We start from the raw sequence: 12,340 nt of genomic DNA on the forward strand, positions 1-12,340 counted from the left end.
CCGGGCTTGCCCATTTCACCGACCGTTCCCACGGAAGAATTCCCACCGGCCATGCCCCAGGACCACGTCAGCGACCGCCTTGCCAGGCGGCGCACCCGCCACCTGCGCGAGACCGTCATCGAGCTGCTGCTGCTGGCCGCCGCCCTGGTGTCGGTCGCCACGACCGTGGGCATCGTCTTCACCCTGGTCCGGGAGTCGCTGGTCTTCTTCGAGCACGTGCCGCTGTGGGATTTTTTGACCGATACCCAGTGGACCCCGCTGTTCGACGATGCCCACTTCGGCATCCTGCCCCTGGTGTCCGGCACCCTGGTCAGCTCGGGGGTGGCCTTGCTGGTGGCGATACCGCTGGGCACGCTCATCGCCATCTACCTGTCCGAGTTCGCCCCGTTCCGGGTGCGCGAGATCGCCAAGCCCTTCCTTGAGTTGCTGGGGGGCGTGCCGACCATCGTCTACGGCTATTTCGCCCTGCTGTTCGTCACGCCGCTCCTGCAACGGTTCATCCCCGACCTGCCCGGCTTTAACCTGCTGTCTGCCGGCCTGGTGATGGGCATCATGATCGTCCCCTACGTCAGCTCGGTGGCCGAGGACGCTATGCGCGCCGTGCCCATGGACCTGCGCGAGGGCTCCTATGCCATGGGGGCGACCCGTTTTCAGACGGCGGTGAAGGTGGTGGCCCCGGCAGCCGTCTCCGGCCTGGCCGCCGCTTACGTCCTGGGCGTTTCACGGGCCGTGGGCGAGACCATGATTCTGGCCGTGGCCGCGGGCATGCAGCCCAACCTGACCTGGAATCCGCTGGAGCCGGCGGAAACCATCACCGCCTACATCGTCCAGGTGGCCCTGGGCGACCTGCCTCACGACTCCGTGGGTTACCAGACCATCTTTGCCGCCGGCCTGTGCCTGCTGCTGATCACCCTGTGCTTCAACGTGGTCGGTCACCTGATGCGCAAGAAATTCCGCGAGGCCTACTGAGATGGGTGGCGTTGCCGAAAACCTGCAGGAGATCCGGGCGGCCATCGCCCGCCACAAACGCTGGGACCTGCTCTTCGCCTTGCTGGGGCTGGCGTCCCTGATGATCGGGGTGCTGACCTTCACCGCCCTGTTCGGCCAGATGGTGATCGCCGGCGCCGACCGGCTGAGCCCGGACTTCTTCCTCAACTTCCCGTCCCGCCGGCCCGAGCAGGCGGGCATCCTCTCGGCCTGGGTGGGGTCCGCCCTGGTGATGGCGGTGACCGCCCTGGTGGCGGTGCCCGTCGGAGTGGCATCGGGCGTCTACCTGGAAGAGTACGCGCCGAAGAATCTGCTCACCGACATCATCGAGATCAACGTCACCAACCTGGCCGGCGTGCCTTCCATCATCTACGGCCTGCTCGCCCTGGGCATCTTCGTCTACCAGTTCGGCCTCGGCCAGAGCATCCTGACGGCCGGCCTGACCCTGGCCCTGTTGATCCTGCCGGTAGTCATCGTCGCCACCCGGGAGGCGATCCGTGCCATTCCCGTCTCCATCCGCGAGGGAGCCTACGCCTGCGGCGCCACCCGCTGGCAAGTGGTGCGCGACCACACCCTGCCATACTCGTCGGCGGGCATCCTCACCGGCGTGATCATTGGCATGGCCCGCGCCATTGGCGAAACCGCCCCGATCATCACCATCGGCGCGCTCACCTTCATCGCCTTCCTGCCGCCGGCGCCCTTTGCCGGCGAGCCGCCCGCCGGCCTGTTCGACTGGCTGGCCTCGCCCTTCACCGTGCTGCCGATCCAGATGTTCAACTGGACCTCGCGGCCCGAGGAGGCCTTCCACCAGAACGCCGCGGCGGCAGGCCTGGTGCTGGTGTTGATGACCGTGGCGATGAATGGCCTGGCCATCTGGCTGCGTTACCGCCTACGCCAGAGCATCAAGTGGTGAGCTGCCCCCCGCCGCCCTACGACACGACCGACGACCGTTCAGGATTGCAACGATGACCACCCCCGCGATCAAGGCCGAGGCCCGGGATCTCAACTTCTACTACGGCGCCTTCCATGCCCTCAAGGGCCTCAGCATGCCGGTCTACGACAAGAAGGTGACGGCCCTGATCGGCCCTTCCGGCTGCGGCAAGTCCACCTTTCTGCGCTGCTTCAACCGCATGCACGACCTTTATCCGGGCAACCGCTACCAGGGGGCGATCGACTTCTATCCCGACCGGACCAACCTGCTGACGGAAAAGGTCGATCCCATCGAGGTGCGCATGCGCATCGGCATGGTGTTCCAGAAGCCCAATCCTTTTCCCAAGTCGATCTACGACAACGTGGCCTACGGCTTGCGCGTACGCGGCGAGAAGAGCCGCACCCTGATCGACGACAAGATCGAAGAGGCACTGCGCGGGGCGGCCTTGTGGGACGAGGTAAAGGACCGCCTCGACGACCCTGCCTTTCACCTGTCCGGCGGCCAGCAGCAGCGCCTGTGCATCGCCCGCGCCCTGGCCACCGACCCCGAGATGCTGCTGTTCGACGAGCCCACCTCGGCCCTCGACCCGATCGCCACCGCCAGCATCGAGGAACTGCTGACGGCGCTGAAGGAAAGGGTCGCCATTTTGATCGTCACCCACAACATGCAGCAGGCGGCCCGGGTGTCCGACTACACCGCCTACATGTACCTGGGCGAGCTGATCGAGTTTGGCGTCACCGATGAAATTTTCATCAAACCGAGGAAGAAACAGACCGAGGACTACATTACCGGGCGATTCGGCTGATTTCCGCCCTTTGGCGGAAATCCCGCACGGGCAAGGGTTTGCCGCTGGTGGCGCGGTTCTGCGCAGGGGGCTTGGATTGACCGGTCGCGCGTAAGTAAGCTAACATTTGAAAGTTTTGTGGGACCCCGAGGATGTGCAGGGCCAAAAGCCGGCGAGCGGGGTTTTCAGGTTCAACCAGAGTCTTTATGCGTACCAAGCTCGTTGTTGGCAACTGGAAGATGAACGGCTCCCTGGACGGGAACCGGCGGTTGCTCGGTGCGGTGCGCGAAGGGCTGCCGCGCGGCGTCGAATGCGCGGTGTGCCCGCCCTTTCCCTACCTTGCCCAGGTGCAGGCCGAATTGAGCGGCTCCCGGGTCATGTGGGGGGCGCAAACGGTCAGCGAGCACGCGGCCGGGGCGTACACGGGCGAGGTTGGTCTGACCATGATCAAGGAATTCGGCTGTCGTTACGTCATCCTTGGCCACTCCGAGCGGCGCGCCCTCTATGGGGAGTCCGACGCCCAGGTGGCCGAGAAGTTCGCGGCGACGGTGGCTGTCGGGCTCGTGCCTATCCTCTGCGTCGGTGAGACGTTGCAGGAGCGTGAGGCCGGTGAAACGGCGCAGGTGATCGCGCGGCAGTTGCAGGTTGTGCTAGACCGGGTCGGCGCTGCCGCGTTTGCCTCGGCGGTGGTGGCCTACGAGCCCGTCTGGGCGATCGGCACTGGCCGGACGGCCACGCCGGAGCAGGCTCAAGCCGTGCATGCGGCCATCCGCGGGCAGGTGGCGGAATCCGATGCGGCAGTGGCTGCCAAGCTGCCGCTGCTCTACGGCGGCAGTGTCAAGCCGGAGAATGCGGCGACGTTGTTTGCCGAGCAGGACATCGACGGTGCGCTGGTCGGTGGTGCGGCCCTGGTGGCCGAGGATTTTCTGGCGATTTGCCGGGCAGCGGCCCGGTAAGGCGTCAAAAGGATAACAATGGGTTTCTGGGTTTCGTTGATCGTCGTTGTTCATATCCTGGTGGGTGTGTCCGTCATCGGGCTGGTGCTGATGCAGCACGGCAAGGGGGCCGACATGGGGGCTGCTTTTGGCAGCGGTGCGTCCGGCAGCCTGTTCGGTGCGTCCGGTTCGGCCAACTTCCTCTCCCGCACCACGGCGGTCCTCGCTGCAGTGTTTTTCTCGACGAGCCTTGCGCTCGCTTACGTTGCTTTCAGCAAGCCGAAAGGGGTTGATAGCGTAACGAAGAGTGTTGTAGAATCTGCCTCTTCTTCCGCTCCTGCCGAAGCCGGCGCTGCACCTGGATCGACGCCGGCGAGTGGTGAGTCAAAAGCAAAAGATATCCCTCGATAAATTTGGGGTTTATCGCTTCGCTGACTGAGTTTTATCCCTTGAAAGTCAGCGAAACGCTTCAGTAGTGCCGACGTGGTGAAATTGGTAGACACGCTATCTTGAGGGGGTAGTGGCGAAAGCCGTGCGAGTTCGAGTCTCGCCGTCGGCACCAGCAGATCGTCGAGCTCCGCATTTTCACAAATGTGAGGTGTGCGGGGCTCTTTTACAAAACGGTCGTTAGACGTCACGTGGCAGCGGATCATGCTGGAAAATTACCTCCCGGTACTTCTTTTCATCTTTGTGGGCATCGCCTTCGGCATCCTGCCCATCCTCGCCGGCTGGCTGTTGGCTCCCAACAAGCCCGATAGCGAAAAGCTCTCTCCCTACGAGTGCGGTTTTGAGGCGTTCGAGGACGCGCGCATGAAGTTCGACGTGCGCTACTACCTCGTGGCCATTCTCTTCATCCTGTTCGACCTGGAAATTGCCTTCCTCTTTCCCTGGGCCATCGTGCTCAAGGAGATCGGCGTGTTCGGGTTCGTGGCGATGATGATTTTCCTGGGAATTCTGGTGGTCGGCTTCATCTACGAGTGGATGAAGGGCGCCCTGGAGTGGGAGTAAGCGCATGGGTATCGAAGGCGTTCTGCAAGAAGGGTTTGTCACCACCACCGCGGACAAGCTCATCAACTATGTCCGTACCGGGTCCCTGTGGCCGATGACCTTCGGTCTGGCCTGCTGCGCCGTGGAAATGATCCACGCCGGCTGTTCCCGCTACGACCTAGACCGTTTCGGCATCATCTTCCGCCCGAGTCCCCGCCAGTCCGACGTGATGATCGTCGCCGGTACCCTGACCAACAAGATGGGGGCGGCGCTGCGCAAGGTCTATGACCAGATGCCTGAGCCCCGCTGGGTCATCTCCATGGGTTCCTGCGCCAACGGCGGCGGCTACTACCACTATTCCTACTCGGTCGTACGCGGCTGCGACCGCATCGTGCCGGTGGACATCTACGTTCCGGGCTGTCCCCCGACCGCCGAGGCCTTGCTCTACGGCATCATCCAGCTGCAGAACAAGATCCGCCGCACCAACACCATCGCCCGCTGATACAGGTCCCCATCATGTCTGCAAAGCTCGAAACCCTGAGCCAGAACCTGCAAAGCCAGCTGGGCGAGCGGCTCAAATCCCTGAAGATCGCCCTGGGCGAGGTTACCATCGAAGTGGCCGCCGCCGATTACCTGGGCGTGATGCAAGAACTCCGCGACACTCCGGCCCTCGGCTTCGAAGAGCTGATCGACCTGTGCGGCCTGGATTACCTGGGCTACGCCGACGGCCGCGAGGATGTGCCGGGCAAAGGTAAGCGCTTCGCCGTGGTCTCCCATCTCCTGTCGGTCGCCAACAACTGGCGCCTGCGCGTGCGCACCTTCGCCGAGGACGATGGCTTCCCGGTGGTGGCCTCCGTGGTCAATGTCTGGAACGGCGCTAACTGGTTCGAGCGCGAAGCCTTCGACCTATTCGGCATCGTCTTCCCCGGCCATCCCGACCTGCGCCGCATCCTCACCGACTACGGCTTCATCGGCTATCCCTTCCGCAAGGACTTCCCGGTCTCTGGCTACGTGGAAATGCGCTACGACCCGGAAGAGGGGCGTGTCGTCTATCAGCCGGTCACCATCGAGCCGCGCGAGAACACGCCGCGCATCGTCCGCGAAGAGAGCTACGGCGACGCGGCCTGAGCCCCTGGGGCCTGGTCAACGCATACACCCGCAACACGAACGGATTCGCAACCATGGCGGAAATTCGTAACTACACGATGAACTTCGGTCCCCAGCACCCGGCCGCCCACGGCGTGCTGCGTCTGGTGCTGGAGCTGGACGGCGAAGTGGTCCAGCGGGCCGACCCCCATATCGGGCTGCTGCACCGCGCTACCGAGAAGCTGGCCGAGCAGAAGACCTGGATCCAGTCGGTGCCCTACATGGACCGCCTGGACTACGTGTCCACCATGTGCAACGAGCACGCCTACTGCATGGCCGTGGAAAAGCTCCTGGGCGTGGAAGTCCCCGAGCGCGGCCAGTACATCCGGGTGATGTTCGACGAGGTCACCCGGATTCTCAACCACCTGCTGTGGATCGGCTGTCACGGCCTCGACGTGGGCGCCATGGCCATGGCCCTGTACTGTTTCCGCGAGCGGGAAGACCTGATGGACTGCTACGAAGCGGTCTCCGGTGCTCGCCTGCACGCGGCCTACTACCGTCCGGGCGGCGTGTACCGCGACCTGCCGGACGCCATGCCCCAGTACCAGGAATCCCGCTGGAAGAAGGCCGACGAGGTGAAGAAGCTCAACGAGGCCCGTTCCGGCTCGCTGCTCGACTTCCTCGACGACTTCACCCAGCGCTTCCCGAAGATTCTCGACGAATACCACACCCTGCTCACCGACAACCGGATCTGGAAGCAGCGTCTGGTGGACGTGGGCATCGTCTCCCCCGAGCGCGCCATGCAACTGGGCTTCACCGGCGCCATGCTGCGTGGCTCTGGCATCGCCTGGGACCTGCGCAAGAAGCAGCCCTACGAAGTCTATGACCGCCTCGATTTCGACATCCCGGTGGGCAAGAACGGCGACTGCTACGACCGCTACCTGGTGCGCATGGAAGAAATGTCCCAGTCCAACCGGATCATTTGCCAGTGCATCGACTGGCTGCGCAAGAATCCGGGGCCGGTCATCTCCGACAATCACAAGATCGCGCCGCCGTCCCGGGAAGGGATGAAGTCGAACATGGAAGAGCTGATCCACCACTTCAAGCTCTTCACCGAAGGCATGCACGTCCCCGAGGGCGAGGCCTACGCGGCCATCGAGCACCCGAAGGGCGAGTTCGGCATCTACTTCGTCTCCGACGGCGCCAACAAGCCGTTCCGCATGAAGATTCGCGCCCCTGGCTACGCCCACCTGGCCGCCATGGACGAGATGGCCCGTGGCCACATGATCGCCGACGTGGTGACGATCATCGGCACCCAAGACATCGTGTTTGGTGAGATTGACCGCTGATGCTTTCCCAAGACTCCCTCACCCAGATCGACCGCGAGGTCGCCAAGTATCCGGCGGATCAGAAGCAATCTGCCGTGATGGCCGCCCTGGCCATTGCCCAGGCTGAGAAGGGCTGGCTGGCTCCGGAGACGATCGAGTTCGTCGCCACCTACCTGGAAATGCCGCCCATCGCGGCCATGGAAGTGGCGACCTTCTACAACATGTACGACCTCAAGCCGGTCGGCAAGTACAAGGTCACGGTGTGCACCAACCTGCCGTGCGCCCTGTCCGGCGGCTACCACGCGGCGGACTACTTGAAGCAGAAGCTTGGCATCGGCTTCAATGAGACCACCGCCGACGGCAAGATCACCCTCAAGGAGGGCGAGTGCATGGGTGCCTGCGGCGACGCGCCGGTGATGCTGGTGAACAACCGCTCGATGTGCAGCCACATGCTGCCTGAGCAGATCGACAAACTGCTGTCGGAGCTCGAATAATGGCCATCCTGGGTGCAATCAATCCCACCATGACCGCCGGCTGGTCGCCGGTGGCCGACCGTTACGCCGACGACAAGGGCTGGTCCCTAGCCGACTACGTGGCCCGGGGCGGTTACTCCTCGCTGAAGAAGATTCTGGCGGAAAAGGCGCCTCAGGATCAGGTCATCAACGAGGTCAAGAAGTCCGTCCTGCGCGGCCGTGGCGGCGCCGGCTTCCCCACCGGTCTCAAGTGGAGCTTCATGCCCCGCTCCTTCCCCGGTGACAAGTACGTCGTCTGCAACTCGGACGAGGGCGAGCCCGGCACCTTCAAAGACCGCGACATCCTGCGTCTCGACCCCCACTCGGTGATCGAGGGCATGGCCATCGCCGCCTACGCCATGGGTGCCACCCGTGGCTACAACTACATCCACGGCGAGGTCTGGGAAGTCTACAAGCGCTTCGAGGACGCCCTGGCCGAGGCCCGGGCCGCCGGCCTGATCGGCCAGAACATCCAGGGCTCGGGCTTCAACTTCGAACTGTTCGCCCACCACGGCTACGGCGCCTACATCTGCGGCGAAGAAACCGCCCTGCTCGAATCGATCGAAGGCAAGAAGGGCCAGCCCCGCTTCAAGCCGCCGTTCCCGGCGTCCTTCGGCCTGTACGGCAAGCCGACCACCATCAACAACACCGAGACCTTCGCCTCCATCCCGTTCATCATGCGCATGGGCGGCGAGCAGTTCCTCGGTCTGGGCAAGGAAAACAACGGCGGCACCAAGCTGTTCTCCGTGTCCGGACACGTGGAGCGTCCCGGCAACTACGAGATTCCCCTGGGCACCCCCTTCTCCACGCTGCTCGAAATGTGCGGCGGGATGCGCGGCGGACGCAAGCTCAAGGCGGTGATCCCCGGCGGCTCGTCCTCTCCGGTCCTGCCGGCCAGCATCATGATGGACTGCACCATGGACTACGACTCGATCTCCAAGGCCGGGTCGATGCTCGGTTCCGGCGCAGTGATCGTCATGGACGAGACCACCTGCATGGTCAAGGCCCTGGAGCGCCTGTCCTTCTTCTACTACGAAGAGTCCTGCGGCCAGTGCACGCCCTGCCGCGAAGGCACCGGCTGGCTCTACAAGGTGGTGCACCGCATCGAGAACGGCCAGGGCCGTCCTGAGGATCTGGACCTGCTCAACAGCGTCACCGGCAACATCATGGGCCGCACCATCTGCGCCCTGGGCGACGCCGCGTCGATGCCGGTGCAAAGCTTCATCAAGCACTTCCGGGACGAGTTCCTGCACCACATCGAGCACAAGTCCTGCCTCGTGCCCACGGATGTGCAGTGGGCGGGCAGCGGCTTCCACCGCAAGCCGGCCTGAAAGGCACCCGATCCGCAGCATCCCCGAGAACTCAGGTAGGGAACAGGTAGGAATAAGGTAGCGACATGCTAGAAATCGAAATCGACGGCAAGAAGGTAGAAGTACCCGACGGCAGCACGATCATGGATGCGGCCCATCAGGTTGGGAGCTACATCCCCCACTTCTGCTATCACAAGAAGCTGTCCATTGCCGCCAACTGCCGGATGTGTCTGGTGCAGGTGGAAAAGGCGCCCAAGCCGCTGCCGGCCTGCGCCACGCCCGTGACCAACGGCATGAAGGTCTTCACCCATTCCGACCTGGCGGTCAAGGCCCAGAAGGGGGTGATGGAGTTCCTGCTCATCAACCACCCGCTGGATTGCCCGATCTGCGACCAGGGCGGCGAGTGCCAGCTCCAGGATTTGTCGGTGGGCTACGGCGGCGTGAAGAGCCGCTACACCGAAGAGAAGCGGGTGGTGTTCCACAAGAACGTGGGGCCCCTCATCTCCATGGAGGAGATGTCCCGCTGCATCCACTGCACCCGCTGCGTGCGCTTCGGCCAGGAAATCGCCGGAGTGATGGAACTGGGCATGACCAACCGGAACATGCACTCGGAAATCACCGCCTTCGTCGGCAAGACCGTCGATTCCGAGCTGTCCGGCAACATGATCGACCTGTGCCCGGTCGGCGCGCTTACCTCCAAGCCGTTCCGTTATGCTGCCCGGACCTGGGAACTGCAACGCCGCAAGTCGGTGTCGCCCCACGATTCCGTCGGCGCTAACCTACAAATCCAAGTCAAGCACAACGAAGTCAAGCGCGTCCTGCCCCGTGAAAACGAGGACGTGAACGAGTGCTGGATTTCCGACAAGGACCGTTTCTCCTACGAAGCCCTCAACTCCGCCGAACGGCTGACCAAGCCGATGGTCAAGCAGGGCGGCGAATGGAAGGAGACGGACTGGAACGTGGCCCTCGACTACGTGGCCCATGGTCTGAAGGACATCGCCCGCAACGCCGGTGGCGAGGCCCTGGGCTTCCTGGTGTCGCCCCACGCCACCCTGGAAGAACTGGCCCTGGCCCGCAAGCTGGCCGCTGGCCTGGGCTGTGGCAACGTCGATTTCCGTCTGCGCCAGAACGATTTCTCCGCCGACGGCAAGGAAGCCGGCGCCCCCTGGCTGGGCATGAAACTGACCGAGCTCGGTGAGCTCGACGCCGCCTTGGTGGTCGGCAGCTTCCTGCGCAAGGATCACCCCCTGATCGCCCAGCGCCTGCGTCAGGGCGCCAAGAAGGGCACCCAGGTGTCCATGCTGCACGTGGCCGGCGACGACAACCTGATCGAACTCACCGCCCAGCGCGTCGTGGCCCCGGCCGAACTGGTAAGTGCCCTGGCCGCCGTGGTCAAGGCCGCCGCCGAAGCCAAGGGCGTGGCCGTGCCCGTCGGGCTGGAAGCCGTGGCCGTGTGCGACGGCGCCAAGGCCATCGCCGCGACCCTCGTCACTGGCGAGAAGAAAGCGATCTTCCTCGGCAACACCGCCCGCCAGCATCCCCAGGCCGCCCAGCTGCAACTGCTGGCCCTGGAACTGGGCAAGCTCACCGGCGCCACCGTCGGCATCCTCGGCGAGGCCGCCAACAGCGTCGGCGGCTACCTCGCGGGCGCCACCCCGACCGGCCTCAACGCCCGCCAGATGGTCGAGCAGCCCCGTCAGGGCTACGTCCTGATCGGCGCCGAGCCCGAGTTCGACTTCGCCGATGGGCAGAAGACCGTGGCTGCCCTCAAGCAGGCCAAGATGGTGGTCCTGATGTCCGCCTTCCAGCACCGTCCGGCCCTTGACTACGCCGACGCCATGCTGGCGATTGCGCCCTACACCGAAACTTCCGGCACCTTCGTCAATACCGAAGGCCGGGTGCAGAGCTTCAACGGCGTGGTGCGCCCCCTGGGCGACGCCCGTCCGGCCTGGAAGGTGCTGCGTGTACTGGGCAACGTCCTCAATCTGCAAGGCTTCGACTACGAGACCTCCGAAGCCGTGCGCGACGAGGTGTTGGGCGCTGGTGCCGAGTTCGCCGCCGCCGGCAAGCTGTCCAACGCCCTCAACGGCGTGGCGCTGAACCTGGCCTCCGGCGAAGTTCCGGCCTTGCAGCGCATCGCCGACGTGCCCATCCACTTCGCCGACCCCCTGGCCCGCCGCGCCCCGGCCCTGCAATCGACCGTCGATGGCAAGGCTCCGACGGCCCGCGCCGCCGCGGCCACCCTGGCTGCCCTGGGCATCGCTGCCGGCGATTCGGTCAAGGTGAAGCAGGGCGATGGCGTGGCCGTGCTGGTGGCCAAAGCTGACGAAACCGTGCCCGCCGGTTGCCTGCGCGTTGCCGCCGGCCATGCCAGCACCGCTGGCCTGGGCAACCTGTTCGGTGCCATTTCCGTGGAGCGTGCGTAATGGAAGCGCTGACCCAATTCCTGCAAGGCGTCTTCGGCGCCAGCTTCCCCGGCGTATGGGCCCTGATCAAGATCGTCGTGATCCTGATCCCCCTGATGCTGTGCGTGGCCTACCTGACCTACGCCGAGCGTAAGGTGATCGGCTTCATGCACGTGCGTTTGGGCCCCAACCGGGTCGGCCCCCTCGGCCTGATCCAGCCCCTGGCCGATGCCGGCAAGCTGCTGTTCAAGGAAATCATCATCCCCTCCGGCGCGAACAAGGCCCTGTTCCTGCTCGCTCCGATGCTCTCCATCATGCCGGCCCTAGCGGCCTGGGCGGTGATTCCCTTCGTCGATGGCGCGGTGTTGGCCAACATCGACGCGGGCCTGCTCTACGTGATGGCGATCACCTCCCTAGGGGTGTACGGCATCATCCTCGCCGGCTGGGCCTCCAACTCCAAGTACGCCTTCCTCGGCGCCCTGCGTTCTGCGGCCCAGATGGTGTCCTACGAAATCGCCATGGGCTTCGCCCTGGTGACCGTGCTGCTGGTGTCCCAGAGCCTCAACCTGACCGACATCGTCCGCGTGCAGCAGAAGGGCGTTTTCGCCGACATGGGCCTGTCGTTCCTGTCCTGGAACTGGCTGCCCCTGCTGCCGATGTTCGTGGTCTACATGATCGCCGGCGTGGCCGAAACCAACCGGGCCCCGTTCGACGTGGCCGAAGGCGAGTCCGAGATCGTCGCCGGCTTCCACGTCGAGTACTCGGGCATGGCCTTCGCGGTGTTCTTCCTTGCCGAATACGCCAACATGATCCTGGTGTCGGCCCTGACCGTCATCATGTTCCTCGGCGGCTGGTCGTCCCCGGTGGCGTTCCTGCCCGACGGGTTCTTCTGGCTGGCGGCCAAGATTGCGTTCATCCTGCTGTTCTTCCTGTGGTTCCGGGCGACGTTCCCCCGCTACCGCTACGACCAGATCATGCGTCTCGGCTGGAAGGTGTTCATTCCGCTGACCATCATCTGGCTGGTGGTGGTGGCAGGCTGGATGGTCTCTCCCTGGAACATCTGGAAGTAAGGAGT

The 12,340-nt window shown here is 64.3% G+C and carries 13 protein-coding genes and 1 tRNA gene; all 14 read left to right on the forward strand.

Annotation, left to right across the window (positions count from 1 at the left end):
* The first annotated feature begins 51 nt into the window (after positions 1-51).
* The 14 genes from pstC to nuoH all read left to right on the forward strand — a co-directional run bounded on the left by pstC (position 52) and on the right by nuoH (position 12,335).
* Positions 52-969 carry a phosphate ABC transporter permease subunit PstC gene (gene pstC, locus V7Z98_RS16590; protein WP_334159172.1) on the forward strand — a complete coding sequence of 306 codons (918 nt, stop codon included), beginning with the start codon at positions 52-54 and terminating at the stop codon, positions 967-969.
* 1 nt (position 970) lies between these two features.
* Positions 971-1,900, forward strand: a complete 930-nt coding sequence (pstA, locus tag V7Z98_RS16595; protein ID WP_334159174.1) for a phosphate ABC transporter permease PstA — start codon at positions 971-973, stop codon at positions 1,898-1,900.
* A gap of 52 nt (positions 1,901-1,952) precedes the next feature.
* The gene (pstB, locus tag V7Z98_RS16600; RefSeq protein WP_334159175.1) at positions 1,953-2,723 is read left to right on the forward strand and encodes a phosphate ABC transporter ATP-binding protein PstB; all 771 of its coding nucleotides are present in this window, start codon (positions 1,953-1,955) and stop codon (positions 2,721-2,723) included.
* A 185-nt stretch (positions 2,724-2,908) separates the two neighbouring features.
* Complete coding sequence (tpiA, locus tag V7Z98_RS16605; protein WP_334159177.1) at positions 2,909-3,658, forward strand: triose-phosphate isomerase; 750 nt, start codon at positions 2,909-2,911, stop codon at positions 3,656-3,658.
* A gap of 18 nt (positions 3,659-3,676) precedes the next feature.
* Positions 3,677-4,048: a preprotein translocase subunit SecG gene (secG, locus tag V7Z98_RS16610; RefSeq protein WP_334159179.1), complete on the forward strand. Its 372-nt coding sequence runs from the start codon at positions 3,677-3,679 to the stop codon at positions 4,046-4,048.
* Between the two features lie 66 nt (positions 4,049-4,114).
* Positions 4,115-4,199: transfer RNA gene (locus V7Z98_RS16615), tRNA-Leu, on the forward strand.
* 89 nt (positions 4,200-4,288) lie between these two features.
* Positions 4,289-4,645, forward strand: coding sequence for an NADH-quinone oxidoreductase subunit A (locus tag V7Z98_RS16620; protein WP_293265762.1), 357 nt, complete (start codon positions 4,289-4,291; stop codon positions 4,643-4,645).
* Positions 4,646-4,649: 4 nt separating this feature from the next.
* Positions 4,650-5,126 carry a NuoB/complex I 20 kDa subunit family protein gene (locus tag V7Z98_RS16625; RefSeq protein WP_054622413.1) on the forward strand — a complete coding sequence of 159 codons (477 nt, stop codon included), beginning with the start codon at positions 4,650-4,652 and terminating at the stop codon, positions 5,124-5,126.
* A 14-nt stretch (positions 5,127-5,140) separates the two neighbouring features.
* On the forward strand, positions 5,141-5,752 hold the full coding sequence (locus tag V7Z98_RS16630; protein ID WP_334159180.1) for an NADH-quinone oxidoreductase subunit C: 612 nt from the start codon (positions 5,141-5,143) through the stop codon (positions 5,750-5,752).
* A gap of 53 nt (positions 5,753-5,805) precedes the next feature.
* Positions 5,806-7,059: an NADH-quinone oxidoreductase subunit D gene (locus tag V7Z98_RS16635; RefSeq protein WP_334159182.1), complete on the forward strand. Its 1,254-nt coding sequence runs from the start codon at positions 5,806-5,808 to the stop codon at positions 7,057-7,059.
* Entirely contained in the window at positions 7,059-7,532 is a 474-nt protein-coding gene (gene nuoE / locus V7Z98_RS16640; protein WP_293265768.1) for an NADH-quinone oxidoreductase subunit NuoE, read from the forward strand. Before V7Z98_RS16635 ends, nuoE begins: the two co-directional genes overlap by 1 nt.
* A gap of 29 nt (positions 7,533-7,561) precedes the next feature.
* The gene (gene nuoF / locus V7Z98_RS16645; RefSeq protein ID WP_293265825.1) at positions 7,562-8,881 is read left to right on the forward strand and encodes an NADH-quinone oxidoreductase subunit NuoF; all 1,320 of its coding nucleotides are present in this window, start codon (positions 7,562-7,564) and stop codon (positions 8,879-8,881) included.
* A 65-nt stretch (positions 8,882-8,946) separates the two neighbouring features.
* The gene (gene nuoG, locus V7Z98_RS16650; RefSeq protein WP_334159184.1) at positions 8,947-11,286 is read left to right on the forward strand and encodes an NADH-quinone oxidoreductase subunit NuoG; all 2,340 of its coding nucleotides are present in this window, start codon (positions 8,947-8,949) and stop codon (positions 11,284-11,286) included.
* A complete protein-coding gene (nuoH, locus tag V7Z98_RS16655; RefSeq protein ID WP_293265772.1) occupies positions 11,286-12,335 on the forward strand; it encodes an NADH-quinone oxidoreductase subunit NuoH in 1,050 nt (349 codons plus the stop codon). Before nuoG ends, nuoH begins: the two co-directional genes overlap by 1 nt.
* The last annotated feature ends 5 nt before the right edge of the window (positions 12,336-12,340 follow it).

Origin of the sequence: Oryzomicrobium sp., from assembly GCF_036820405.1 — a bacterium.
Taxonomy (GTDB): Bacteria; Pseudomonadota; Gammaproteobacteria; order Burkholderiales; family Rhodocyclaceae; genus Oryzomicrobium.